A 25,851-nucleotide genomic window follows, 5' to 3' on the forward strand; every position below is an offset into this window, starting at 1 on the left:
CTCTGACGGTGTTTGTGGGAGGAGGCGAGGTCGAGGCGGTCGGATGTCTGGTACGCCTCCAGGTCGTTGAAGTAAGGAGAGCGAACGACTGGGCGAGGGTGACGGGCCGGCTGGCCCTGTCGAGGTGTCAGCCGCCGTGTCTCCTGCCTGCTCAGCTGTTTCCTTCTACGTGAGGGCTTGTTGAGGTTGTCAGGGTGGGGTACGCCAAGAAGTCCAGGAGCTGCATGAAGGCCATGGCCACAGGCCACGCAGTAATCGGCTGGGCGTCAATGACGTCGAGGCAGAGTTGGAGCGCCTGTGGGTCTCCCATGGCTTGGAGCGCCCCGGTGGTGTCCAACGGGACGCCCGGATCGACGATGGCGACGTCGACGTCCTTGAGGCGTGCTTGGTGGACAGGGTGATGACTGAGGGCGGCGACCAAGCCGGCGAGGGTGCGTGAGCATTGCTCTTCGCCATCCGGGGGAAGGTGGGGATGTGCGAAGTCCGCGAGGTTGCTTTCGCCCACGATTGTGAACTGCCGCCGCAGCCCGTGGGTACTCGGATGCTCGATCTGGGCCACGGTGTTGAAGGCTGCGAGCTCTTCTGGAGTGAGTCTCGCGGATGTCGCTGTCCACAGGCGCCGTGCAAGGACGCGCGTCTCTCGCTGCGACTGTTTCCAGACCTGTATCACTGTCAGGGCTGTCACGAGTCGTCCGTCACGCGCGTTCAGGGCGTCCTTGAGTGCGTGCTCCACTTGCGCGCGTGCCTGCGTCTGTGTTGTCGCTGCTTCGAGCAAGGTGTTCGCGCAATGGCGGTGGAGGTCAAGGCGTGGAACCTGCCCGAGGAGCGCGGTGGCGTGATCGACCAGCAGGCTGTGGAAGCGTGGGTGCTGGTGGGAGATGCCTTCATCGAGTAGCTCCAGGGCGAGCCGTGCTCCGGGTGCGAGGGTCATGGTGACCTCGTCGCGGGAGTCGAGCGCGCGCAGGGCGTTGTGTAGGTCGCCTCGCAGGTGGGGTTTGGTGGGGAAGATTCCTGCTGCGGCCAGAAGCCAGGTGTTGCGCCAGGAGGAGCTGGGGGCGAGTGCTTCCAGCCGGGGGATGATGTCGGCTTCGGGACCGGAGATGAGTGCTCGGGCTGCCATGTACTCCTGAAGACTGCGGATTTCGAAGCCCACGTAGCCGGCGTCCGGGGCTACGAGCAGGACGAGCCGGTCTGTTGCGGCATCGATCAGCTGTTCGGCCAGGGATGTGGCGCGGTCCGCGTCCTCGGTTTCCTTCAGTAGACGCTTCTCCGTGCGTTCGCGCAGTTCGCTCTCCGCCACGACGGCATCCAGCTCCTCGTCCTGCGCGGCGCGGGATTGCAGGAGCAGCCCAACGTGTTCATGGAGCCAGTTGATGTGGAAGCGATGGTCGGCGAGGAGCTGGCCAGTGCTGGTGGGCTTGTCGACTTCACGGGCGTAGATCGTGTCGTAGTAGGCCGCAAACAGTTCATACCGGTTCTGAGGGATGCGGGCGCGTCGTTCCATCAGCAGAGACATGATGGTCACCTGCAGCGGTGTGCGCATGAGTCGTGCGGTGGCCTCTTCCCGCATTGCTTTCTTGACTCGTTCAAGGACCGTCTCGCGCATCTCCGGGTCATCGAAGTGGCGTGCTGAGGCCAGGCGTTCGGCGTAGTGGAGTGCGTCGTCGGAGCCCAACGGGACCAGCGTGAGGGTTTCGTAGTCCCCGGTGTGGAACTCTCCCTTGTATCCCTGAGGGCGGGTGGTGGCGACCACCAGGAGGTCGGCGTCTATTTGCCGGGCGTCGAGGAGGAGGTCGGAGATTCCCCGCAGCACCTCTTCGCGCGTGTGAGGAGAGGCGACCTCGTCAAGGCCGTCCAAGACCAACACGCAGGGCCAGATTCGAAGCCATCGTTTCAGGTGGACGGTGGTGATGTTGTCAGAGCTGCGGCGGTTGACTTTCTGGGCCATGTAGCGGAGCAGGCTGATGCGCTCGCCGCCGAGGAGAGCGTTGGCGTAGTCGTTCAGTGCGACCCGTAAAGGCCAGCGTCGGCCGGCGGGCAGTTGCAGGCCAACTGCGTTGAGATCTTGGCGCAGCGCGTGCAGTGCCGCCCGGGCCTCCCCGGTGAGGCGCTGCTCGCCGCCTTCTGCCAGCAGGGCGGCCCGGTATACCTGGCAGACCAGCTGCCCCAGTGTGCTCTTGCCCTGGCCGGGGCCGCCGATCAGCAAGATGTGCCGGTAACCGTCGGTGCCCTCGTGGCTGGGGCGCAGTACCGTGTTGCCGCGCTCGATGATATAGGCGGCGGCCCGGGTTGAGCGGACCTTGACTGGTGCCTCGTAGCCGGGGACCCGGTCGAGGTTGGGAGCGGAAACAGTGAGTTCGAGGTCGGCACGCAGGTCCACGGCCACAGGGCCGAGTCGTACACGCTGGTGTTCTCCCTGCGCTCCGGACTCCCCGAGCCGTATGTACTGATCGGCCAGCAGCTCGCGCGCGACGTGGGCCCGGATCAGCTCGCCGGTCTCCTCGTCGGCGTCGGAGACTGTGTCCATCAAATGGGACAGCACGTCGCCTGGAGTGATGAAGTGTGCGTAGGCGCGGCGGACGGCGTCGTAGCAGTCCAGCAAACGGCAGACCTCGTCGGCATGCCAGACCGCCCAGCCCTTCAACTTCCACTGAGGAAAGTCGTCCTGGTATGAGGCGATGAGCCGGTTCACCCGCGCAATGCCGCCTGTATCCGGCACTGCGGATAAAGAGACATTGGTTACGAAGAGCATGTATTCGGGCAGGCGTCCACGCCTGGAATCAGGGCGCAGCCATTCGTTCAACTCCGCCTTGATCTGCCGCTCAAGCCATTCCGTACCCGAGGAGACGCCCTCGGAACGCTGCTTGAACTTCGCCTGGACGACCCCGTAACCGCGCCATCGCTCCCCGTCGTACGGATATGGCACGGTTCCCTCGAACGTCGCTTCGCGACCCCCGTCCTTGCCGTCGCCGAAGACCGAAACCCCTGGTCCCAGGGCACACTTGACCAGCGTCTGGGACAGATGCTCGAACTCCCGGGACCCCAGGCGGGTCAAGTCGTAGTTCACCACGTCATGTTGGCACGTGAGCGCTCTGCGTTGTGGGAACAATCAGGAGACTCGATGCCGGGTGGGAGTTCGTCCGCTGTTGCCTGCTGAACGGTCTGTTCGTCTTGGATGTTGAAGATCGCCCGGAGGTGAGATCCCGGGCAGATCATGGAATAGGATCTCCTTTAGTGTGGCTGTCTGGCCGCGCCTGACGCCGTGTCCTGCCCAAAGGGGCCTACCCAGTGCCACGACGAGTGACCGAAGGCGAAGCCGTCAAGGCAATGCTTGACCGGGGAACGCGCCCGCAGGAACCCTTTCCTGGCACGCAACTGCCTTGGAAATGCCGCTGCTTGACCTGCAATGAGGTGAGTTCCCCGCGCTACAACGATGTCGTCAACAAGGGGAGCGGCGCCTGCAACAGAACGTGCCGGTCGCGCAAGATCGCAGCCAAACTCACCCGTGACGGGGCCACGGCTGCTGCCGTCATGCTCGACCGGGGGTGGGATCCACTGGTGGAATACCCGGGCGCCGGGAAACAGTGGGCCGCCCGGTGCATCCACTGCGGCGTCATCAAGCCGAAGAAGCTGGCGCACGTCCAACGAGGCCGCGGCGGCTGCACCAACTGCGCCGGACGCGACGTCACCAACGAAGCGGCGCGGCAGCTGATGGGCAAGGCCGATCTGCAACCTCTCGTCGACTATCCCGGTTCATTGCAGCCGTGGTTGTGCCGCTGCCTGCGCTGCGGACACGTCGGAACTCCCGCCTATGCCAAGGTCCGCACCCGCGGCCACCAATGCTGGTCCTGCCGCTCGGAGAAGATCGCAGATGCCCTGCGGCTCGACGAGGAAGAAGCCATCGCCAGCATGCTGGAGAAGGCACTCGACCCGCTCGTGCCCTACCCCAGCAGCACAGAACTCCCCTGGAAAGCCCGCTGCATGACCTGCGAACGGTCCTCGAACCCGGGCCCACGCTGCACAACATCCGCGGCACGCAACGCGGCTGCCCAATCTGTGCCGAGCGCGGCATCAATCCTGCCAAACCTGGCTATCTCTACCTCGTTGTCCACGACGCCCACCAAGCCCTGAAGTGGGGCATCGCCAACATCGAAAAACGACTGACCCAGCATGTCTCCCAGGGCTGGGAGTTGAGCGCGCGTTGGGATTTCGACCTCACCAGAGATGCGTGGGCCTTCGAGCGCCAGGTAAAAGCCTGGGTCCGGGGTCAAGGGATCGCCAGAGCACTGGAAGCCGACGAGATGAAATATGGCGGCCATACAGAGACCGCTCTCGTCTCCGACATCAGCCTTCAACTCGTCCGGAATTACATCGAGTTCTTGATAGGCCGCAGCCCAGATGTGCCGCCAGAGGCGTAGTTCACATAGCGGCGCCGCGCTGCTGTGCCAGTGCGCCACGCGAGGGCGTGCCGATTGGTAGCTGCCTCCACCTGAATAAGACGGCCCTTCGCACAGTGGCCGAGGCCCACGTGGTGCCGTCCACCCGGCCGCTGACGCTCGCCTGAGCGGTGGCCCCCGGAGCCGAAAGTGTGACGATCCACCAGACCGTGTGCGCTTTGGTGTGCTCTTCGGCACATTCAGGCAGGTCGCATGGGGTATTCGAGCGAAAGTGCCACGGGTGCCCGAGGTGTGCGGCGCGGTCGGTATTTGGCGACGTGTATCGCCAACCGGTCCTTGGTGAATGGCCTTTGAACTGCGGAAACGCGTCAGAAAGACAGCGCGGAAGTCGGTGCATCGCTCGGAAACAGAAACGGCCAAAAGACCGTGTGCGTTTTGACGTGAACGCAAAAACTCCCGACCTGTATTTCTGCAGGTCAGGAGCTTTTCCCGGAGTGCCCCCGGCAGGATTCGAACCTGCGCACGCGGCTCCGGAGCACAATCAGAATTGAGCTTGTGATTGGCCTCTGACCAGCAAGTCCTTTGATCGCAAGCGATGTTCGGCGCCTACCTGTATCGCAGATAGTGCGAACCGGGGTCCCGCGTGACCGCGCCCGGGTGTTGAGCGCCCCCGGCGCGAGCGGCCAGACCGCCCGTGACGAATCCCCCCGCGCAGTTGTGCCGAGATTCGTCACGGGCGCTTCGCGAGACCCGAAACGCGTTCCACTTTCGCGGGGAGGCAGCGGGGGAGGCGTCAGGGAGGCGGGGAGTTCTCCCTGAGTGCCTCCCTGAGGCGCCTCCCTGAGTCTGACCTGCATAGATCAACGATCAGGGAGGCGGGGAGGCGTGCAGGTCAGCCCACGAAAACTCCCTTCCGAGCACGTCGGGAAGGGGGTTCATCTGCCTCCCTGAAGTGCTCGGATCCTGATTCCGCTTGTGCTCGAAGTGCCGGGAGGGCTTGCCTTCGGACGGGCGGCATTCCGGTGCCGTCAGCCTGCCAGGCATGAGGCCCGTAAGATCGCTTGTGCTAGCAACACGGGTCGCTAGCGCAAGCGACCCTGCTAGCGACCAAAACCACAGGTGACCTGCGTGGTAGCGAGTGGCGACAGATCCGCGCTGGCCCCGGAATCGGGCCGTTTGGTGCCGTTGGGAGGGGCGCCGCCGCGTCGCTATCGGGCCCGTCGAAGAGCAGGAAGGACCGGCCTTCGGCCGGACGACTCTCGGGCGCCTCGGCGTCCAGGAGCTCCCGTCGGACGGGCGGCTGCGGGCACGCTGCGGGGACCCCCTAAGAGGCCATCTCATTTGGCATGTTCGGTAGGCTCTCGGTGCGGCGGTCGTTGAGCGGTTGGTGCCGGATCAGTTCAGCGGGTGGTGCTGGAGGCGCCGACTCGTCCGCAGGGCGGTGGCCGACGCCGGAACGGTGCCCGGGAAGTGCTGGACCGCGATCGTGTTCGTGGCCACGTCACCGAATGAGATGACCCCTTTGCCCGGCGCGTTGCGATAGCTGGATGAGCTGCCCAGGGAGCGCCTGCGACTCGCCTCGAGCGGGGGCGCTGCTCTTACGGTCGAGTGCCGTCGATGTGCTCGAGCAGCGTTCGGGCTTCGACGGTGCGGCGGTGGTCCGGGCCGCAGGCGGCCAGGCAGGCATCATGAGCGGCTGCAGCCTGGCGACGGGCTTCGGGAGCGCGCCGCAACCCCAACAGGGCAGTAGCAAAGGCCAGTTCGACGGCGCCCGTATCTGGATGGCGCTGGTAATCGGGCAGAGCGCGGTACAGCTTGTCGGCCCCCTGCGCCTCGATGAGGGCCTCTTCGTGGCGAGCCTGGCCGTTGAGGCTGCGAGCCAGGCCGAGTCGCAAGACGAGGGACACCCGGTCACGTACGCGATGGGCGGCCAGGGCCTCGCGGGCGAGTGCTTCAGCCTCCTGGTGGCGCCCCTGCGCATTGAGGGCGAATACCAGCCCATTGCGGGCGGCCGCTGCCAGGAGTGACATTTCCGGGCCGGTACCGCGGCTCGCGGCCTCGGCGACGGCCGCACATTCTGCCTCGCACTCGGCGTGCTGACCGAGCGAGGTCATCTGCTGGACGCGGTCCGAGCGCAGCTTCAGGGCCAACCAGTGATCGGCTCCAAATATCCTGATGAAGGCAGGCAGCGCTTCGTCGTAGGTGGCGAGTGCCTCGGCGTGGCGGCCTTGGGCGCCCGTCGCGACCGCGGCGATGCTCAGCGCCACAGCTGCGTACTCGTCGTCGCGCGGCCGCGATCGGGCCACGGCACGGGCTTCGGCCTCCGCCTCGGCGTAACGCCCGGCTTCGTAAAGGGCTTTGGCCTCCGCCACAGGCGTCCCCGTCATTCGTTGGGCGTCGCTTCGGCCATGCCGCCGTAAAAATCTCATGACCGGGAGCATACGGATGCTGCGCAGGCTGCTCGGCGAAGAGGCAAGGAGATAGTCGGCAGCCCTGGCGTCCTAAGACGGTGTCTAAGAGCCGCCTTCCCCGCAGCGTGCCCGCAGCCGCCCGTCCGACGGGAGCTCCTGGACGCCGAGGCGCCCGAGAGTCGTCCGGCCGAAGGCCGGTCCTTCCTGCTCTTCGACGCCAGCTCACGGGCTGGTCATGATGAGCTACGGGATCTACTGACGCTCATCATGGAGAGCGCGTTCCCCCATGATCAGGTCCCGCAGTAGTGATGGAAGGCGCCAGCACTACATGTCTGAGTGAGCCGGGGATACGTAGCACATAGCTTCGGTCTGCTGCCCTGCCCCGTACGCATGAGCCGTCATCCCCAGCTTGTGCCACCCAAGACGCTCATACAGCCGAATTGCGGCGGCATCTTTACTACGCGGGTCTCAGACCCGCTGAGGCGGTCGGGCTGAGGCTCTCTGACTGCAACCTGCCGGAGGCGGGTTGGGGCACGTTGACGTTGAACGCAGGCGTGCCGATCGCGGAGGTGGCACGGCGAGTAGGCAACTCCCCGGAGGTGATCCACCGCCGGTATCACGGCTGTATCGACGGTCACGAGGAAGCGGCCAACGCGAAGATCACAAAGGCTCTGGAAGAGGAGGGGGACACGGCCTGACGAGCGTGTCGGAGGTGTGTCGCGTGTATCGCAGATAGTGCGCGGACAGTGAGAGACAACGAGAAAGAGCGGGAGTCAGTGAGACTGACTCCCGCTCTCTCAATTTCGGCATTCGCCCTGACCAGGTACCAAAATTGGTATGTGGTCTGTGTAGGCGAGTGCCCCCGGCAGGATTCGAACCTGCGCACACGGCTCCGGAGGCCGTTGCTCTATCCCCTGAGCTACGGGGGCGTGTCGGGCGCGGTGTTTGCGGCGACGGGTAGAACCCTACCAGCTCTTTCGGGGTCGCCATGAACGGGTTTTGGGGGTGGGGGAGAGGGTGTCGGGGGTCGTTCCGATCTTGGGTGGCGGGTGGGTTACGGGTGGGTTCGGGATCGCTCGCGCGGGGTGGAAGTGGGGAAAAGCCGGACGCGGTGCCACGTGCCGACCTACTCTCGAGTTGTGCCAGGCGCGTCGGGTCGGGTGCTTGTTGTGGACGACAACAAGGTCATCCGGCAACTGATCAGGGTCAATCTCGAGCTGGAGGGTCTCGAGGTCGTGACCGCGGCCGACGGTGTCGAGTGTCTGGACGTCATCCACCAGGTCCGGCCCGATGTGGTCACCCTCGATGTGGTCATGCCCCGGCTGGACGGACTGCGTACCGCCGCCCGGCTCCGGGCCGATCCGCGGACCCGTAACCTCCCCCTCGCCATCGTGAGCGCCTGCAACCAGTACGAGGTCGAGAACGGCCTCGACGTCGGCGTCGACGCCTTCCTCGCCAAGCCCTTCGAGCCCGCCGAACTGGTCAGGCTTGTACGCCAGTTGTTGGAGCGGCGGGAGACTCCGGCCACCGGTGCGCCCTTCGAGGGTGCCGAGAGCGTCTACGGCTCCGGCGAGACCGAGCGCGCCGGCCGTACCGGCAGCTGAGTCGAGTCGACCACCAGCTGCCCGAGACCGTCATCGCCGGCTGCCCGAGATCGTCGCCCCCCACCTCGGCGCCCCGGCCCGCAACCCACACCGGCCCGCACCCGGCCACAAGCCACCACCCCGCGCCGGCCCTCCGGCCCACCCCAGCCCGGCACTCGAACAGGCCCCCGCCCCGCCCTCACTCCCACCCCACCGTCCATATCCCGGACCTCCCCCCAAACCCGTTCGCCTACCCACCCCCCTCCTCCCCTACGCTTGTCCCGTGACCCCCGTCGAGCTCTCCCGTACCGTCCTGCGCGCAGTGCGCCGCGCGGTGGACGTGGGCGAGCTTGTCGCGCCAGTGCCGGAGAGTGTCCAGGTCGCGCCCCCGGGGCCCGGCGGTCGTGGGGACTACGCCACGAACGTCGCTCTGCGGCTGGCCCGCCCCGCCGGCCGTCCGCCGCAGGAGGTCGCCGAGATTCTGCGGTCGCATCTCGCGGACGCGGAAGGCGTGGCCGGCGTCGACATCACCGGACCCGGTTTCCTCAACATCACCCTCGACGGGAGTGGAGAGCAGGCCCTTGTCGCCGAGATTCTGAGGTGTGGCGCGCGGTACGGGTTCGTCGATGAGTCCACCGGAGGCCTCGTACAGCTCCACCACCCCCGCGAAGTACGCGCCGCCGTCACCGCTCACGCCGTCGCGCGGATCCTCCGCTCTCAGGGCGCCCTCGTCCGTACGTCCTGCGAGGACGAGCCCGACCCGGCCTGGGCGGCCGTCCTCGGTGTCAGCGTCGACGCCCACGGCACCCCGACCGCGCCGGCGCCTCTCAAGGTCAACGTCCGGCCCGTACCGGCCGGCCAGGACCCCACCCCCCTCGGCCGCGACGCCGCCCGCTGGGCCCTGTTGCACCCCGCGTCGCACGACCGTCCCCGCATGACCTCGGACCATCTCCTCCAGCGCGAGGCCAACCCCCTCTTCAGGGTCCGGTACGCCCACGCCCGTACCCGGGCCCTCACCCGCAACGCCGCCACCCTCGGCTTCGCCGGCGCCCCCGGCGACGTACAGGGCAACACGACAGACCTCGTCGACGCCCTCGCCGCCCACCCCCGGACCCTCGCCACCGCGGCCCGCCACCGTGCGCCCGACCGTCTCGCGCGGCATCTCGTCGTCACCGCCGACGCGATGCTCGCCTTCCAGCACACCGTGCTTCCGCTGGGTGACGAGAAACCCTCGGCCGCCCACCGCGCCCGGCTCGCGCTTGCCGAAGCCGCCGGGACGGTGCTGGCCGGCGGCCTGTCCCTGCTCGGCATCGACGCCCCAGAACATCTCTAGAACATCTCTGAGGAAGCCCAACAGCCATGAGCCGTTCCGCACACCCCGCCGGGCCCCGTCACGCCGATGTCTGGCCCGAGGGCCACTACTCCGCCCCGCCCGCCGACCTGAACGCCCTCGACCCGAAGGTCTGGGCCCAGACCGTCACACGTACGGACACCGGTGAGGTCAGCGTCGGGGGGATCGGCGTCGCCGCGCTCGCCGAGGAGTTCGGCACGCCCGCCTACTTCGTCGACGAGACCGACTTCCGGGCCCGCGCCCGCGCCTGGCGTACCGCCTTCGGGCACGACGCCGACGTGTTCTACGCCGGCAAGGCGTTCCTCTCCCGCGCCGTCGTGCGCTGGCTGCACGAGGAGGGGCTCAACCTCGACGTGTGTTCCGGCGGCGAGCTCACCACCGCGCTGTCCGCCGGGATGCCCGCCGACCGCATCGCCTTCCACGGCAACAACAAGTCGACCGACGAGATCACCCAGGCCATCGAGACCGGTGTCGGGCGGATCGTCCTCGATTCCTTCCAGGAGATCGTGCGCGTCGCGCACATCGCCCAGTCGCTCGGCAAGCGGCAGCGCGTGCAGATCCGCGTCACCGTCGGCGTCGAGGCCCACACGCACGAGTTCATCGCCACCGCGCACGAGGACCAGAAGTTCGGCATCGCGCTCGCGGACGGCCAGGCCGCCGAGGCCGTACGGCGCGCGCTGACCCTCGACGGGCTCGAACTGATCGGGATCCACTCCCACATCGGGTCGCAGATCTTCGACATGGCGGGCTTCGAAGTCGCCGCCCGTCGTGTCGTGGCCCTCCTCGCCGCCGTCCGTGACGAGCACGGCGTCGAGCTTCCCGAGATCGACCTCGGCGGCGGCCTCGGCATCGCCTACACCAGCGACGACGACCCGCGTGAGCCGCACGAGATCGCCAAGGCGCTCGGCGAGATCGTCACGCGCGAGTGCGAGGCCGCGAAGCTGCGGACGCCTCGCATCTCGGTCGAGCCGGGTCGCGCCATCGTCGGTCCGACCGCCTTCACGCTCTACGAGGTCGGCACCATCAAGCCCCTCGAAGGACTGCGTACGTACGTCTCCGTCGACGGCGGCATGTCGGACAACATCCGCACCGCGCTGTACGACGCCGAGTACAGCGTCGCGCTCGTCTCCCGTACGAGCGACGCCGAATCCATGCTCGTACGCGTCGTCGGCAAGCACTGCGAGAGCGGTGACATCGTCGTGAAGGACGCCTTCCTGCCCGCCGACCTCGCGCCCGGCGACCTCATCGCGGTGCCGGCCACCGGCGCGTACTGCCGCTCGATGGCGAGCAACTACAACCACGCCCTGCGCCCGCCGGTCGTGGCGGTCCGCGACGGCGAGGCACGTGTGATCGTCCGCCGCGAGACGGAGGAGGACCTCCTGCGTCTCGACGTCGGCTGACAGGAATGACGGCACAATGCTGAGCGGGGCGGAAGATCTCCTGTCTGCCGCCCTCGCGCAAATGAAATAGACATCTCACGATCCGGACGAGGCATAGAAACCCCCGTCCGGTGAGTGAGACTGGTCCCACCGTGACGGTATGAGGAAACGAGGTCGGATGATGCGTACGCGTCCGCTGAAGGTGGCGCTGCTGGGCTGTGGGGTTGTCGGCTCAGAGGTGGCGCGCATCATGACGACGCACGCCGACGATCTCGCCGCACGGATCGGCGCCCCCGTCGAGCTTGCGGGTGTGGCGGTACGCCGGCCCTCCAAGGTTCGTGAGGGCATCGACCCCGCCCTCGTCACCACCGACGCCACCGCGCTCGTCAAGAGCGGGGACATCGACGTCGTCGTCGAGGTCATCGGCGGTATCGAGCCCGCCCGCACGCTCATCACCACCGCCTTCGAGCACGGCGCGTCCGTCGTCTCCGCGAACAAGGCGCTCCTCGCCCAGGACGGTGCCGCGCTGCACGCCCTCGCCGAGGAGCAGGGCCGGGACCTCTACTACGAGGCCGCCGTCGCCGGTGCCATCCCGCTGATCCGCCCGCTGCGCGAGTCCCTCGCCGGCGACAAGGTCAACCGGGTGCTCGGCATCGTCAACGGGACGACGAACTTCATCCTCGACAAGATGGACTCGACCGGCGCCGGCTACCAGGAGGCCCTCGACGAGGCCACCGCCCTGGGGTACGCCGAGGCCGACCCGACCGCCGACGTCGAGGGGTTCGACGCCGCCGCGAAGGCCGCCATCCTCGCCGGGATCGCCTTCCACACGCGCGTGCGTCTCGACGACGTCTACCGCGAGGGCATGACCGAGGTCACCGCCGCCGACTTCGCCTCGGCGACACGGATGGGCTGCACCATCAAGCTGCTCGCCATCTGCGAGCGGGCCGCCGACGGGGGATCGGTCACCGCGCGCGTGCACCCCGCCATGATTCCGCTGAGTCACCCGCTCGCCTCCGTGCGCGGCGCGTACAACGCCGTGTTCGTCGAGTCCGACGCCGCCGGGCAGCTCATGTTCTACGGGCCGGGCGCCGGCGGTGCGCCGACCGCGTCCGCCGTCCTCGGTGACCTCGTCGCGGTCTGCCGCAACAAGCTCAGCGGTGCGACCGGGCCCGGCGACTCGGCGTACACCCAGCTGCCCGTGAGCTCCATGGGTGAGGTCGTGACCCGCTATCACATCAGCCTCGATGTGGCGGACAAACCGGGTGTTCTCGCCCAGGTCGCGACCGTTTTCGCCGAGCACGGTGTCTCGATCGATACCGTTCGGCAGCAAGGCCGACAGGACGGAGGCGGCGAGGCCTCTCTCGTCGTCGTCACGCACCGCGCGTCCGACGCGTCCCTCAACGGGACCGTCGAGGCGTTGCGCAACCTCGACACCGTGCGGGGTGTCGCCAGCATCATGCGGGTTGAAGGAGAGTAACGAGCAATGACCCACCAGTGGCGCGGAATCATCGAGGAGTACCGGGACCGGCTGCCGGTATCCGACACCACGCAGGTCGTCTCGCTGCGTGAGGGCGGTACGCCGCTCGTGCCCGCGCAGGTGCTCTCCGAGCGCACGGGCTGCGAGGTCCACCTCAAGGTCGAGGGTGCCAACCCCACCGGGTCCTTCAAGGACCGCGGCATGACCATGGCCATCACGCGGGCCAAGGAGGAGGGCGCGAAGGCCGTCATCTGCGCCTCGACGGGCAACACGTCGGCGTCCGCCGCCGCGTATGCCGTACGGGCCGGAATGGTCTGTGCCGTTCTTGTACCGCAGGGCAAGATCGCGCTCGGCAAGATGGGCCAGGCGCTCGTGCACGGCGCGAAGATCCTCCAGGTCGACGGGAACTTCGACGACTGCCTCACGCTGGCGCGCAGCCTCTCCGACAACTACCCGGTGGCGCTGGTCAATTCGGTGAACCCGGTGCGTATCGAAGGGCAGAAGACCGCCGCCTTCGAGATCGTGGACATGCTGGGCGACGCCCCCGACATCCACGTCCTTCCGGTGGGCAACGCGGGCAACATCACCGCGTACTGGAAGGGGTACACCGAGTACGCCACTGACGGGATCGCCCGGCAGACCCCGCGCATGTGGGGCTTCCAGGCATCCGGTTCCGCGCCCATCGTGCGCGGCGAGGTCGTCAAGGACCCCTCGACGATCGCCACCGCGATCCGCATCGGCAACCCGGCCTCGTGGAAGTTCGCGCTGGCCGCGCGGGACGAGTCGGGCGGCTTCATCGACGAGGTGACGGACCGTGAGATCCTGCGCGCCTACCGCCTGTTGGCCGCTCAGGAGGGTGTCTTCGTCGAGCCGGCCTCCGCGGCTTCGGTCGCCGGTCTGCTCAAGGCCGCCGAGCAGGGCAAGGTCGACCCGGGCCAGCGCATCGTCTGCACGGTGACCGGAAACGGCCTCAAGGACCCCGACTGGGCCGTCGCGGGCGCACCGCAGCCGGTCACGGTCCCGGTCGACGCGGCAACGGCCGCCGAACGCCTCGGCCTGGCGTAACAGGGCACCTCGCCCTGGCACAGCCCGACACCAACGCCGGCCCCCCAACAGCGAGTGAGCCGAAGGGGCGCGCCTGTGTCGAGAGTCCGAGCGCGCGGAGCGCCCGACGAAGGAGGGTCGAGCACGGTCGGACTCTCGACACAGGCTTCTGCGCCCCGGAGGCGAACCGAGCGCTAAAAAAAGGGGGGGTGCACGAGGGGCTTACGACACGCATCGTGCGCCTCCTGTGCGCCCTATGTCGCCACAGAACCTTCCTTCGATAGGCTGTACCGAACCCGCCCGCCGCATATGCCGCGGTGCCGCGCCGTCCCTGCGGCCTTTGGGTCTTCCGCATTTTCCGTATGTCTCGCAGGATTTCGAGAATCTCGCAGCTCAAGCTCAAGGAGAGTCATCGAGCGATGGCCGGTCCAGCGTTCCGCGCCGCCGCCGTCCGGGTGCGCGTCCCCGCCACCAGTGCCAACCTCGGCCCGGGCTTCGACGCCTTCGGTCTGTCACTGGGGTTGTACGACGACGTTGTCGTCCGGGTGGCCGACTCCGGACTGAACATCGACATCGCAGGAGAGGGCAGCGAGACGCTCCCACGCGACGAGAACCATCTGCTCGTACGCTCCCTGCGCACCGCCTTCGATCTGCTCGGCGGACAGCCTCGCGGTCTTGAGATCGTCTGCGCCAACCGCATCCCGCACGGCCGGGGCCTCGGCTCCTCGTCAGCGGCCATCTGCGCGGGCATCGTCGCCGCACGCGCTGTGACCATAGGCGGCGACAGCAAGCTCGACGACGAGGCGCTCCTGGAGCTCGCGACGGAGATCGAGGGCCACCCCGACAACGTCGCGGCCTGTCTGCTGGGCGGTTTCACGCTGTCCTGGCTGGAGGGCGGATCCGCGCGCGCCATCAGGATGGAGCCCGCCGATTCCATCGTTCCGGTGGTTTTCGTACCGGCCAAGCCGGTCCTCACCGAGACCGCCCGGGGACTGCTCCCGCGCTCCGTCCCGCACGTCGACGCGGCGGCCAACGCGGGCCGCGCCGCACTGCTTGTCGAGGCTCTGACCAGGCGCCCCGAGCTGTTGCTGCCCGCCACCGAGGACCGACTGCACCAGGAGTACCGCGCCCCGGCCATGCCGGAGAGCACGGCGCTGGTGGAGCGGCTGCGGGCCGACGGAATTCCCGCGGTGATCTCCGGCGCCGGGCCCACCGTGCTCGCGCTCGCCGCCGACACCGCGGCCGACAAGGTCGCACGACTGGCGGGCGAGGGCTGGGCGGCCAACCGGCTGGGCCTCGACGCCACGGGGGCGAGCGTGCTGCCGCTTGCTCCGTTCAGCGTTCATTGACTACGTACGGTCGCCGGATTTCGAGAGGGGGAATGTTTGTTGGATCCGGTAGTGTTAACCTCAAGTCTGCACCCGACCCCACCATGGCGAGGTGCTTCACGTCCCCGTCCGGGACAACCATTCTTCCGGGAGCCCCCCAAACTGCTTGCGTCATGCATTGGGTGCTACGCGCTGAGCGGTGCTGAGCACGCTCCGGAACCGGCGTGAACGAGCCGATGGACACAGCACCTCAGGTCCATGGCCCCGGGAAACGTCATCCCAGAAATTCCCTCCGCCTTTTGGCGGACCACCGCCCCGGCACGGTCCACACATGACGGACCACTGTCGGACAGCACAACCGGTCGCCGAGCCAGACAGGCCGACGTCCGCTCCAGGGAAGGACCCTTCGTGAGCGACACCACCGATCTGATGGGCGCACGTGTCGAGGAGACCGCTGCAGCGCCCGCCACGGACGCCTCCGCGCCTGCCACCGGTGCCGGCTCCCGTCGGCGCCGCGGTACCGGCCTTGACGGCATGGTGCTGGCCGAGCTGCAGCAGGTCGCATCCGGCCTCGGCATCAGGGGCACAGCGCGGATGCGCAAGAGCCAGCTGATCGAGGTCATCAAGGAGGCGCAGGGGGGCGGGGGTGCTCCGGCCAAGGCCGAGACCGCCACCGAGACCAAGCCGAAGCGCCGCGCCACCTCGAAGGCCCGTACGGGCGACGACGCCGCTCCCGCCGACAAGAAGGCGGAGGCCAAGGCCGAGAAGGCCGTGGCACAGCAGCAGATCGAGATCCCCGGCCAGCCCGCGAGTGACGACGCTCCGGCTGAGCGCCGTCGGCGCCGCGCGACCGCCGAGGCCGGCACCCCCGAGACGGTCACCGCTGAGACGGTCACCGCCGAGGCGAAGAGCGAGCCGAAGGCCGAGACTCCCGCCCAGTCCCAGGGCGACGCCGGTGACGGTGGCGAGGGCCGTCAGGGCCGCCGCGACCGTCGTGACCGCGGCGACCGTGACCGTGGTGGCCGCGACCGCGACCGCCGTGGCAAGGGCGACGAGCAGCAGGGCGGCCAGGGTGGCGGCAACCAGCAGCGCCAGGACCGTCAGGGTGGCCCGGACCGTCAGGACCGTCAGGGCGGCCAGCAGCAGAGTGGCGGTCGTCAGGACCGCCAGGAACGCCAGGACCGTCAGCGTGACAACGGGCCCCAGGACGACGACGACTTCGAGGGTGGCCGGCGCGGCCGCCGCGGCCGTTACCGGGACCGCCGTGGCCGGCGTGGCCGCGACGAGTTCGGTCCGAACGAGCCGCAGGTCGCCGACGACGACGTCCTGATCCCCGTCGCGGGAATCCTGGACATCCTCGACAACTACGCGTTCATTCGTACGTCGGGCTACCTGCCCGGCCCGAACGACGTGTACGTCTCCCTCGCCCAGGTCCGCAAGAACGGTCTGCGCAAGGGTGACCACGTCACCGGTGCGGTTCGTCAGCCCAAGGACGGCGAGCGCCGCGAGAAGTTCAACGCGCTGGTCCGCCTCGACTCGGCGAACGGCATGGCCGCCGAATCCGGCCGTGGCCGCCCGGAGTTCAACAAGCTGACGCCCCTTTACCCGCAGGACCGGCTCCGTCTGGAGACCGACCCGGGCGTGCTGACGACCCGCATCATCGACCTCGTCGCGCCGATCGGTAAGGGCCAGCGCGGTCTGATCGTGGCCCCGCCGAAGACCGGCAAGACCATGATCATGCAGGCGATCGCCAACGCGATCACGCACAACAACCCCGAGTGCCACCTGATGGTCGTCCTGGTCGACGAGCGTCCGGAAGAGGTCACCGACATGCAGCGGTCGGTGAAGGGCGAGGTCATCTCCTCGACCTTCGACCGTCCGGCCGAGGACCACACCACGGTCGCCGAGCTCGCCATCGAGCGCGCCAAGCGTCTGGTGGAGCTGGGCCACGACGTCGTCGTACTGCTCGACTCGATCACGCGTCTGGGCCGTGCGTACAACCTCGCCGCGCCCGCCTCCGGCCGCATCCTGTCCGGTGGTGTCGACTCGACCGCGCTGTACCCGCCGAAGCGCTTCTTCGGTGCCGCGCGCAACATCGAGGACGGCGGCTCGCTGACCATCCTGGCCACCGCGCTCGTCGACACCGGCTCGCGCATGGACGAGGTCATCTTCGAGGAGTTCAAGGGCACCGGCAACGCCGAGCTCAAGCTCGACCGGAAGCTCGCCGACAAGCGCATCTTCCCGGCGGTGGACGTCGACGCGTCCGGTACCCGTAAGGAAGAGATCCTGCTCGGCAGCGACGAGCTCGCCGTCACCTGGAAGCTGCGCCGCGTGCTCCACGCGCTCGACCAGCAGCAGGCGATCGAGCTGCTCCTGGACAAAATGAAGCAGACGAAGTCGAACGCCGAGTTCCTGCTGCAGATCCAGAAGACGACGCCGGGCAACGGCAACGACTGACGGAACCGCAGCCGGCCGGACCGGTACCGCGAAGGGCCACCCCTGTACGCAACGGGGGTGGCCCTTCGCGTTGCCCGGGCCCCGGCGAAATGGGCGCCGGAGAGACCTTCGCCACAGATGTGAGGAGCGCCACGTGCTCGCGGAAGCACACCCTCCGCCGTCGAAAGCCCAGGTGAGCGCTCGACGGCCCGCCCCGCCCCTCACACAGTGTGTTCGATCGTCCACAGCCCGGTCACAGCGCGTCGTGCAACCCTTTTTTCGGTTTCGACGTCTGACCGGACGGGTCCTGACAGAGACGTCACGGCAGATGACCACGCCTGACCCTGACAGCAGGGGGTAACCGAACGTACGAGGACTGAGGAGCACATGTCTGCCGAGAGCATGCCGGAACCCGGCACACCGGAGGAATCCGGTTCCAGCGTCCCGCGCCACCGCGCCAAGGGCCGCCGCCGCAAGCCGCGGAGCACGCGTCACAAGGCGCTCGTCATCACGGCCTGGGCCGCCGCGGGCGTCGTCGTGCTGGGTGGTAGCGGCCTCGGGTTCATGTACTTCAAGCTCAACGACAACATCAAGAGCGTCGACATCAACCAGGCACTCGGCACCGACCGGCCCCTGGACGTCGACAACGGCTCGCAGGACATCCTCGTACTCGGCTCCGACACCCGCTCCGGCGGCAACAAGGAGCTCGGCGGCGGTGTCGACGACGGCAGTGCCCGCTCGGACACCGCGATGATCGTGCACGTCTACGAGGGCCACAAGAAGGCCAGCGTGGTCTCCATACCCCGCGACACCCTCGTGGACCGGCCCGAGTGCACCGACAGCAAGGGCGTCGAGCACGACGCCGGGACCCAGGCGATGTTCAACTCCGCGTACTCGACCGGTGGCGCCGCCTGTGCCGTGAAGACCGTCGAGTCGATGACCGGCATCCGCATGGACCACTACGTCGAGGTCGACTTCAGCGGCTTCCAGAAGCTCATCGACGAACTCGGCGGCGTCAAGGTCACCACGACCAAGAGCATCCGGGACGAGGAGAGCCACCTCGACCTCAAGGCCGGTACGCACCAGCTCACCGGCAAGCAGGCGCTCGGTCTGGTCCGCACCCGGCACGGTGTCGGCGACGGCTCCGACCTCGGCCGGATCCAGCTCCAGCAGGCGTTCATCAAGGCCCTGGTCGAGCAGGTCAAGAACATCGGCGTACTGACCAGCCCGAAGAAGCTGTTCGACCTCGCGGACACCGCGACGAAGACCGTCACCACCGACTCCGACCTCGCCTCCGTCAAGGACCTCGCCTCCTTCGCCAACGGCCTCAAGGGCATCAGCCCGTCGAAGATGAACATGGTGACGATGCCGGTCCAGTACGACCCCGCCGACGGCAACCGCGTCCTCGTCCTCAAGGCCAAGTCCCAGCAGGTCTGGGACGCCCTGAAGAACGACCGCCCGATCCCGAAGTCGGCGACCGAGGGGGCGGCTACGGGTGCGGCGAAGGGTGTCGTGAGCTAGGGCTCCGCCGGGAGGCCGTTCGTCGTCCGCGGGCCCGGTGGGAACCGCGCGAACAGCCTCGGACGGCCCGCGGGGAATACCTGACGCGAACCCCCGGTTTTGGGGGATGGCCCCAGTCCTGGCAGACTGGTACGTCGGCCCCGGTTCACGCTCCGCAGCCCGCGGCGGCGACCCGGCGCCCTCCCGAAACTAGGAGACACCTTGAAGCGCGAGATCCACCCCGAGTACGTCGAGACGCAGGTCAGCTGTACCTGTGGCGCGTCGTTCACCACCCGCAGCACGATCTCCAGCGGCACCGTCCGCGCCGAGGTCTGCTCCGAGTGCCACCCGTTCTACACGGGCAAGCAGAAGATCCTCGACACCGGTGGCCGCGTGGCCCGCTTCGAGGCCCGCTTCGGCAAGGCCAAGGCTGCCGCTGACAACAAGTAGCGAGCCCACAGCGCCGGTCTCCGGAGCCTCCGTCCAGGGGGCGCTGGGACCGGCGCTTTGCGGTGCAGCCCCTATTCGTCGTAGTACCTACGTCCCCGCGCCCGACACGGAGCGGGGGACAGCCCATTGGAGCCGGAGATGTTCGAGGCGGTCGAGGAACTGATCGGCGAGCACGCCGATCTGGAGAAGAAGCTCGCTGACCCGTCGGTGCACGCCGACCAGGCCAACGCGCGCAAGCTCAACAAGCGCTACGCCGAGCTCACCCCGATCGTCGCGACGTACCGCTCCTGGAAGCAGACCGGGGACGACATCGAGACGGCGAAGGAGTTCGTCGCCGACGACCCGGACTTCGCGGCCGAGGTCAAGGAGCTGGAGAAGCAGCGCGAGGAACTGACGGAGAAGCTGCGGCTGCTCCTCGTCCCGCGCGACCCCAGCGACGACAAGGACGTCATCCTGGAGGTCAAGGCGGGCGCGGGCGGCGACGAGTCGGCCCTGTTCGCCGGTGACCTGCTGCGCATGTATCTGCGGTACGCCGAGCGCGTCGGCTGGAAGACCGAGATCATCGACGCCACCGAGTCCGAGCTGGGCGGCTACAAGGACGTCCAGGTCGCCGTGAAGACCAAGGGCGGCCAGGGTGCCACCGAGCCCGGCCAGGGCGTCTGGGCGCGGCTGAAGTACGAGGGCGGGGTGCACCGCGTGCAGCGGGTGCCGTCGACCGAGTCGCAGGGCCGGATCCACACCTCCGCCGCCGGTGTCCTCGTCACGCCCGAGGCCGAGGAGGTGGACGTCGAGATCCTCGCGAACGACCTGCGGATCGACGTCTACCGCTCCTCCGGGCCCGGCGGCCAGTCCGTCAACACCACCGACTCCGCCGTGCGCATCACACACATTCCCACCGGAGTCGTCGCCTCCTGCCAGAACGAGAAGAGCCAGCTGCAGAACAAGGAGCAGGCGATGCGTATCCTGCGCTCCAGGCTGCTGGCCGCGGCGCAGGAGGAGGCGGAGAGCAAGGCCGCGGACGCCCGCCGCAGCCAGGTCCGCACCGTCGACCGCTCCGAGAAGATCCGTACGTACAACTTCCCGGAGAACCGCATCTCGGACCACCGGGTCGGCTTCAAGGCGTACAACTTGGACCAGGTGCTCGACGGTGATCTGGACGCGGTGATCCAGGCCTGTGTGGACGCCGACTCGGCGGCCAAGCTCGCCGCGGCGTAGGACCCGCCGACGTACGTATCCGCCATCCGCACGACGACGACAGCCCAGCCCCGGAGGACGCGTGAACCTGCTGCTCGCGGAAGTGGCCCAGGCCACCCAGCGGCTGGCCGACGCCGGCGTGCCCTCGCCGCGCAACGACGCCGAGGAACTCGCCGCGTTCGTGCACGGCGTGAAGCGGGGCGAGCTGCACACCGTCAAGGACGCGGACTTCGACGCCCGGTACTGGGAGGTGATCGCGCGCCGCGAGGCCCGCGAACCGCTCCAGCACATCACCGCGCGGGCCTACTTCCGCTATCTGGAACTCCAGGTCGGGCCGGGTGTGTTCGTGCCCCGGCCCGAGACGGAGTCCGTGGTCGGCTGGGCCATAGACGCCGTACGCGCGATGGACGTCGTCGAGCCGCTGATCGTCGACCTGTGCACCGGCTCGGGCGCGATCGCGCTCGCCCTCGCGCAGGAGGTGCCGCGCTCGCGCGTCCACGCCGTCGAACTGTCCGAGGACGCCCTGCGGTGGACCCGTAAGAACGTCGAGGGATCCAGGGTCGACCTGCGGCAGGGCAACGCCCTGGACGCGTTCCGCGACCTCGACGGCCAGGTCGACCTCGTCATCTCCAACCCGCCGTACATCCCGCTGACCGAATGGGAGTACGTCGCTCCGGAGGCCCGGGACTACGATCCCGAACTCGCCCTGTTCTCGGGGGAGGACGGCCTCGACCTCATCCGCGGTCTGGAGCGCACCGCGCACCGGCTGCTGCGGCCCGGCGGTGTCGTCGTCATTGAGCACGCCGACACCCAGGGCGGGCAGGTGCCGTGGATCTTCACCGAGGAGCGGGGCTGGGCCGACGCCGCGGACCACCCCGACCTCAACAACCGGCCGCGGTTCGCGACCGCCCGCAGGGCGACGCCATGACAGCGGCGACTTCTTGCCTGGACGACGTGGAAAACGTTAGATGCGCGGCCAACGGGGCCCGCGTGTTCGAGGAGGCTTGCTGATATGGCACGGCGATACGACACCAACGACGCGACCGACCGCTCGACGGGTCTGCGCGAGGCCGCGTCCGCCGTCCGCCGCGGCGAGCTCGTGGTGCTGCCGACCGACACCCTGTACGGGGTCGGCGCCGACGCGTTCAGCTCGGAGGCCGTGACCGACCTGCTGGAGGCCAAGGGCCGCGGCCGGAACATGCCCACGCCCGTCCTCATCGGCTCCCCGAACACACTGCACGGCCTGGTCACCGACTTCTCCGAGATGGCGTGGGAACTCGTCGACGCGTTCTGGCCGGGCGCGCTGACGCTCGTCGCCAAGCACCAGCCGTCCCTCCAGTGGGACCTGGGAGACACCCGCGGGACCGTCGCCGTACGCATGCCGCTGCACCCGGTCGCCATCGAGCTGCTGACCGAGGTCGGCCCGATGGCCGTCTCCTCCGCGAACCTGACCGGCCACCCGTCCCCCGAGGACTGTGACGCCGCGCAGGAGATGCTCGGCGACTCCGTCTCCGTGTACCTGGACGGCGGGCCGACCCCCGCCAACCTCCCGTCGTCGATCGTCGACGTCACGGGCAAGGTGCCGGTGCTGCTGCGGGCCGGAGCCCTGTCCGCGGAGGAGCTGCGAAAGGTCGTCCCCGACCTCGAGGTGGCGAATTGACAGCCCCTGACGCGGGGCGTGGCATAGGTACGGGGACGGGGTACGCGGGGGCTTACGGCGACGGGGCCTCGGGGGACTCCTCTTTTCGCATCCTCCACGTCAGCACCGGCAATGTGTGCCGCTCGCCGATCACCGAGCGGCTGACCCGTCATGCCCTGGCGGACCGGCTCGGCGACCCCCTGTGGGGCGGCCTGATCGTGGAGAGCGCCGGCACCTGGGGCCACGAGGGCGCGCCCATGGAGGCCAACGCGGAGGCGGTCCTCGCGGACTTCGGCGCGGACGCCTCCGGCTTCGTCGGCCGTGAGCTGCTCGACGAGCACGTCATCAGGGCGGACCTCGTCCTCACGGCCACCCGCGACCACCGCGCCCAGGTCATCTCCATGGGCCACTCGGCGGGCCTGCGCACCTTCACCCTGAAGGAGTTCACCCGCCTGGTCCGCGCCATAGACCCCGCCACCCTCCCTCCCCTGGAGGACGGCATGGTCGAACGCGCCCGCGCCCTGGTCCGCGCGGCAGCGGCTCTACGCGGGTGGCTCCTGGCCCCCACAGCGGAGGCGGACGAGGTGTACGACCCGTACGGAGCACCCCTGCCGTTCTTCCGCTCGGTGGGGGATGAGATCAATCAGGCACTGGATCCTGTGGTGACCGCCCTCACGGGTGTGCCCGCTCGGGCGTAACACCGGGCGCAGCAGGGGACACGGTTCTACATTGGACTTAGCGTTCCCTTGTCGAGGTCCGGAGTCCGCCATGCCGGTCGCACACACGCTTGAAGGTCCGCTGTCGGTCGACGTGCTCGGCCGGCAGGATCCGGAGCTGGCCGAGATCCTGCTCGGGGAGTTGGAGCGGCAGTCCACGACGCTGCAGCTCATCGCCGCCGAGAACTTCACCTCGCCCGCCGTGCTGGCGGCGCTGGGCTCGCCGCTCGCGAACAAGTACGCCGAGGGGTATCCCGGCGCCCGGCACCACGGCGGCTGCGAGATCGTCGACGTGGCCGAGCGCATCGCCGTGGAGCGCGCCAAGGCCCTGTTCGGCGCCGATCACGCCAACGTGCAGTCCCACTCCGGGAGTTCGGCCGTCCTGGCCGCGTACGCCGCCCTGCTGCGCCCGGGAGACACCGTCCTCGCGATGGGTCTGCCGCACGGCGGCCACCTCACGCACGGGTCGCCCGCGAACTTCTCCGGCCGGTGGTTCGACTTCGTCGGGTACGGCGTCGACCCCGAGAGCGGGCTCATCGACCACGAGCAGGTGCGCACCCTGGCCCGTACACACCGGCCGAAGGCCATCGTGTGCGGGTCGATCTCGTATCCCCGCCACATCGACTACGCGGCATTCCGCGAGGTCGCGGACGAGGTCGGCGCCTATCTCATCGCGGACGCCGCCCATCCCATCGGGCTCGTCGCCGGGGGAGCGGCGCCCAGTCCGGTCCCGTACGCCGATGTGGTGTGCGCGACCACGCACAAGGTGCTGCGCGGCCCGCGCGGCGGCATGCTGCTGTGCGGGAGCGAACTGGCCGAGCGGGTGGACCGGGCGGTGTTCCCCTTCACGCAGGGCGGTGCGCAGATGCACACCATCGCCGCGAAGGCCGTCGCGTTCGGTGAGGCGGCAACACCGGCGTTCACCGCGTACGCCCATCAGGTGGTGGCGAATGCGCGGGTGCTCGCGCAGGGCCTGGCCGCCGAGGGGCTCGCGGTCACGACCGGCGGCACCGACACCCACCTGCTCACCGTCGACCCGGCACCGCTCGGGGTGGACGGCCGCACCGCCCGCGGGCGTCTGGCCGCCGCCGGAATGGTCCTCGACACCTGTGCCCTGCCCCATCCCGACGTGCGAGGACTGCGGCTGGGCACGGCCGCGCTCACCACCCAGGGGATGGGCGAGGCCGAGACCGCACGCATCGCGGTGCTGTTCGCGACGGCCCTGCGGGACGAGTCCGCGGGGCGTGGAGTGCGTGAAGAAGTGCGGGATCTGACCGGAAGATTTCCGCCCTATCCCGCCCACTGAGGGGTAGACGATCACTCGTGCACAGCCACTCGTGCAACCATCGGCTCTACCCGGAAGTCCCCAACCGTATGCGCACGAAGCTAGGGTGTGGGGCTGAGATGGCCAGCGAGATCTGTGGGGAAGCCTGTGCGTGAATACCTCCTGACGCTCTGCATCACGGCCGCGGTGACGTATCTGCTTACCGGGCCGGTACGGAAGTTCGCGATCGTGGCCGGAGCGATGCCGGAGATCCGGGCGCGTGACGTGCACCGGGAACCCACACCGCGCCTGGGCGGCATCGCGATGTTCTTCGGGCTGTGCGCCGGCCTGCTGGTCGCCGACCACCTGACGAACCTCAGTGAGGTCTTCGAGAACTCCAACGAACCGCGGGCGCTGCTCTCCGGCGCGGCCCTGATCTGGCTGATCGGCGTCCTGGACGACAAGTTCGAGATCGACGCCCTCATCAAGCTCGGCGGCCAGATGATCGCCGCGGGCGTCATGGTCATGCAGGGTCTGACGATCCTGTGGCTGCCGATCCCCGGCGTCGGCTCGGTCTCCCTGACCCAGTGGCAGGGCACGCTGCTGACCGTCGCGCTCGTCGTGATCACCATCAACGCCGTGAACTTCGCCGACGGCCTCGACGGCCTCGCCGCCGGCATGGTGTGCATCGCGTCCGCCGCGTTCTTCATGTACGGCTACCGCATCTGGTACGGCTACGGGCTGGAGTCCGCCGCCCCCGCCACCCTCTTCTCCGCGATCCTCATGGGCATGTGCCTCGGCTTCCTGCCGCACAACATGCATCCCGCGCGGATCTTCATGGGCGACTCGGGCTCGATGCTCATCGGCCTGGTGCTGGCGGCCGGTGCCATCTCCATCACCGGGCAGGTCGACCCGGACGCGATGAACCTCTTCGCCGGGTCCGAGAAGGAGGCCGTGCACCAGACGGTGCCCGTCTACATCCCGCTGCTGCTGCCGCTGACGATCATCGCCGTCCCGGCGGCCGACCTGGTGCTCGCCATCGTGCGGCGCACCTGGCGCGGGCAGTCGCCGTTCGCCGCCGACCGCGGGCATCTGCACCACCGCCTGCTGGACATCGGACACTCGCACAGCCGGGCCGTGCTCATCATGTACTTCTGGTCGGCCCTGGTCGCCTTCGGAGCCCTCGCGTACTCGGTGAACTCCGGGGCCATGTGGATCGTGCTCGGCATCATGGCGCTCAGCGCGGTGGGCCTGGTCCTGCTCCTGCTGCCGCGCTTCACACCGCGCGCCCCGCGCTGGGCCGAGCACTTCGTGCCGCCGCGCTACCGCCGCCGCAGGGCCGCGCAGGTGTCGGTGGAGGCCTCGACGGCGGTCGCGTACGCCGAGGGTGACGGAACGCACGACGGGGCACCCGTCGGAGTCGGCAATGGCACCGGCGACGCTGCTGACGACGGCGGCGACGCCGTCGACGGCGAGCGTGAGGAACACCGCACTCCGGTGGTCGTCGGTGTCTCAGGAGTCAACGGGGCGACGGCTGTTGGCCCCCGTTCGCGCCTCCTGGACGGGCGCAAGGCCGGAACGTCGCGCTGACGCGAGGTAAGAATCGTGCAAGAACCATCGAGTCGACGGCGTCCGTAAACCGCCCCAATACCAGACAAGTTGGTCGCCTGAGTGCACAG

The 25,851-nt window shown here is 68.6% G+C and carries 18 protein-coding genes, 1 tRNA gene and 1 pseudogene; 17 read left to right on the plus strand and 3 right to left on the minus strand.

Annotated features, from left to right (window positions below; all coding sequences use genetic code 11):
• Positions 1 to 151: 151 nt before the first annotated feature.
• Complete coding sequence (locus ACH4YP_RS08535) at positions 152 to 3,067, minus strand: NACHT domain-containing protein (RefSeq protein WP_398489926.1); 2,916 nt, start codon at positions 3,065 to 3,067, stop codon at positions 152 to 154.
• 233 nt (positions 3,068 to 3,300) lie between these two features.
• Between ACH4YP_RS08535 and ACH4YP_RS08540 the strand changes: the two genes are divergently transcribed.
• Complete coding sequence (locus tag ACH4YP_RS08540; RefSeq protein ID WP_398489928.1) at positions 3,301 to 4,131, plus strand: hypothetical protein; 831 nt, start codon at positions 3,301 to 3,303, stop codon at positions 4,129 to 4,131.
• A 1,864-nt stretch (positions 4,132 to 5,995) separates the two neighbouring features.
• On the opposite strand, the gene ACH4YP_RS08545 is transcribed toward ACH4YP_RS08540, so the two are convergent.
• Positions 5,996 to 6,826: a tetratricopeptide repeat protein gene (locus ACH4YP_RS08545; RefSeq protein ID WP_361055157.1), complete on the minus strand. Its 831-nt coding sequence runs from the start codon at positions 6,824 to 6,826 to the stop codon at positions 5,996 to 5,998.
• A gap of 434 nt (positions 6,827 to 7,260) precedes the next feature.
• Between ACH4YP_RS08545 and ACH4YP_RS08550 the strand changes: the two are divergent.
• Positions 7,261 to 7,506 (plus strand): annotated as a pseudogene (locus tag ACH4YP_RS08550) (hypothetical protein); the annotation flags it as partial.
• Positions 7,507 to 7,665: 159 nt separating this feature from the next.
• On the opposite strand, the gene ACH4YP_RS08555 reads toward ACH4YP_RS08550, so the two are convergent.
• Positions 7,666 to 7,737 (minus strand) — tRNA-Arg (locus tag ACH4YP_RS08555).
• A 156-nt stretch (positions 7,738 to 7,893) separates the two neighbouring features.
• On the opposite strand from ACH4YP_RS08555, the gene ACH4YP_RS08560 reads away from it, so the two are divergent.
• The 15 genes from ACH4YP_RS08560 (at position 7,894) to ACH4YP_RS08630 (ending at position 25,762) form a co-directional block, all read left to right on the plus strand.
• The gene (locus tag ACH4YP_RS08560; RefSeq protein WP_361055205.1) at positions 7,894 to 8,412 is read left to right on the plus strand and encodes a response regulator; all 519 of its coding nucleotides are present in this window, start codon (positions 7,894 to 7,896) and stop codon (positions 8,410 to 8,412) included.
• Between the two features lie 262 nt (positions 8,413 to 8,674).
• Entirely contained in the window at positions 8,675 to 9,724 is a 1,050-nt protein-coding gene (gene nrtL / locus ACH4YP_RS08565; protein ID WP_398489930.1) for an ArgS-related anticodon-binding protein NrtL, read from the plus strand.
• Positions 9,725 to 9,750: 26 nt separating this feature from the next.
• A complete protein-coding gene (gene lysA / locus ACH4YP_RS08570) occupies positions 9,751 to 11,142 on the plus strand; it encodes a diaminopimelate decarboxylase (protein WP_361055211.1) in 1,392 nt (463 codons plus the stop codon).
• Between the two features lie 160 nt (positions 11,143 to 11,302).
• Positions 11,303 to 12,601 carry a homoserine dehydrogenase gene (locus ACH4YP_RS08575; RefSeq protein WP_361055285.1) on the plus strand — a complete coding sequence of 433 codons (1,299 nt, stop codon included), beginning with the start codon at positions 11,303 to 11,305 and terminating at the stop codon, positions 12,599 to 12,601.
• Between the two features lie 6 nt (positions 12,602 to 12,607).
• On the plus strand, positions 12,608 to 13,666 hold the full coding sequence (thrC, locus tag ACH4YP_RS08580; protein ID WP_398489932.1) for a threonine synthase: 1,059 nt from the start codon (positions 12,608 to 12,610) through the stop codon (positions 13,664 to 13,666).
• A gap of 398 nt (positions 13,667 to 14,064) precedes the next feature.
• Positions 14,065 to 14,994 carry a homoserine kinase gene (gene thrB / locus ACH4YP_RS08585; RefSeq protein WP_398489934.1) on the plus strand — a complete coding sequence of 310 codons (930 nt, stop codon included), beginning with the start codon at positions 14,065 to 14,067 and terminating at the stop codon, positions 14,992 to 14,994.
• A gap of 387 nt (positions 14,995 to 15,381) precedes the next feature.
• Complete coding sequence (gene rho / locus ACH4YP_RS08590) at positions 15,382 to 17,430, plus strand: transcription termination factor Rho (protein ID WP_398489936.1); 2,049 nt, start codon at positions 15,382 to 15,384, stop codon at positions 17,428 to 17,430.
• 366 nt (positions 17,431 to 17,796) lie between these two features.
• Positions 17,797 to 18,930 (plus strand): LCP family protein, encoded by a 1,134-nt coding sequence (locus tag ACH4YP_RS08595; protein ID WP_398489937.1) that lies wholly within the window; start codon positions 17,797 to 17,799, stop codon positions 18,928 to 18,930.
• Between the two features lie 201 nt (positions 18,931 to 19,131).
• Positions 19,132 to 19,359 carry a 50S ribosomal protein L31 gene (gene rpmE / locus ACH4YP_RS08600; RefSeq protein ID WP_328844693.1) on the plus strand — a complete coding sequence of 76 codons (228 nt, stop codon included), beginning with the start codon at positions 19,132 to 19,134 and terminating at the stop codon, positions 19,357 to 19,359.
• 138 nt (positions 19,360 to 19,497) lie between these two features.
• A complete protein-coding gene (prfA, locus tag ACH4YP_RS08605) occupies positions 19,498 to 20,574 on the plus strand; it encodes a peptide chain release factor 1 (RefSeq protein ID WP_361055225.1) in 1,077 nt (358 codons plus the stop codon).
• Positions 20,575 to 20,635: 61 nt separating this feature from the next.
• The gene (gene prmC / locus ACH4YP_RS08610) at positions 20,636 to 21,481 is read left to right on the plus strand and encodes a peptide chain release factor N(5)-glutamine methyltransferase (RefSeq protein WP_361055228.1); all 846 of its coding nucleotides are present in this window, start codon (positions 20,636 to 20,638) and stop codon (positions 21,479 to 21,481) included.
• A gap of 84 nt (positions 21,482 to 21,565) precedes the next feature.
• Entirely contained in the window at positions 21,566 to 22,213 is a 648-nt protein-coding gene (locus ACH4YP_RS08615) for an L-threonylcarbamoyladenylate synthase (RefSeq protein ID WP_361055231.1), read from the plus strand.
• The gene (locus tag ACH4YP_RS08620; RefSeq protein WP_398489939.1) at positions 22,210 to 22,890 is read left to right on the plus strand and encodes a protein-tyrosine-phosphatase; all 681 of its coding nucleotides are present in this window, start codon (positions 22,210 to 22,212) and stop codon (positions 22,888 to 22,890) included. Before ACH4YP_RS08615 ends, ACH4YP_RS08620 begins: the two co-directional genes overlap by 4 nt.
• 70 nt (positions 22,891 to 22,960) lie before the next feature.
• The gene (gene glyA, locus ACH4YP_RS08625; RefSeq protein ID WP_326759432.1) at positions 22,961 to 24,214 is read left to right on the plus strand and encodes a serine hydroxymethyltransferase; all 1,254 of its coding nucleotides are present in this window, start codon (positions 22,961 to 22,963) and stop codon (positions 24,212 to 24,214) included.
• A gap of 126 nt (positions 24,215 to 24,340) precedes the next feature.
• Positions 24,341 to 25,762, plus strand: coding sequence for an MraY family glycosyltransferase (locus ACH4YP_RS08630; protein ID WP_398489941.1), 1,422 nt, complete (start codon positions 24,341 to 24,343; stop codon positions 25,760 to 25,762).
• Positions 25,763 to 25,851: the final 89 nt, after the last annotated feature.

Origin of the sequence: Streptomyces sp. NPDC020747, from assembly GCF_044334695.1 — a bacterium.
Lineage (GTDB): Bacteria > Actinomycetota > Actinomycetes > Streptomycetales > Streptomycetaceae > Streptomyces.

Bases quoted from the DNA above. Each gene is read 5' to 3' on its own strand.
- ACH4YP_RS08545 (WP_361055157.1), bottom strand. From the start codon at position 6,826: ATGAGATTTTTACGGCGGCATGGCCGAAGCGACGCCCAACGAATGACG.
- lysA (WP_361055211.1), top strand. From the start codon at position 9,751: ATGAGCCGTTCCGCACACCCCGCCGGGCCCCGTCACGCCGATGTCTGG.
- ACH4YP_RS08575 (WP_361055285.1), top strand. From the start codon at position 11,303: ATGCGTACGCGTCCGCTGAAGGTGGCGCTGCTGGGCTGTGGGGTTGTC.
- thrC (WP_398489932.1), top strand. From the start codon at position 12,608: ATGACCCACCAGTGGCGCGGAATCATCGAGGAGTACCGGGACCGGCTG.
- thrB (WP_398489934.1), top strand. From the start codon at position 14,065: ATGGCCGGTCCAGCGTTCCGCGCCGCCGCCGTCCGGGTGCGCGTCCCC.
- ACH4YP_RS08595 (WP_398489937.1), top strand. From the start codon at position 17,797: ATGTCTGCCGAGAGCATGCCGGAACCCGGCACACCGGAGGAATCCGGT.
- prfA (WP_361055225.1), top strand. From the start codon at position 19,498: ATGTTCGAGGCGGTCGAGGAACTGATCGGCGAGCACGCCGATCTGGAG.
- ACH4YP_RS08615 (WP_361055231.1), top strand. From the start codon at position 21,566: ATGGCACGGCGATACGACACCAACGACGCGACCGACCGCTCGACGGGT.
- glyA (WP_326759432.1), top strand. From the start codon at position 22,961: ATGCCGGTCGCACACACGCTTGAAGGTCCGCTGTCGGTCGACGTGCTC.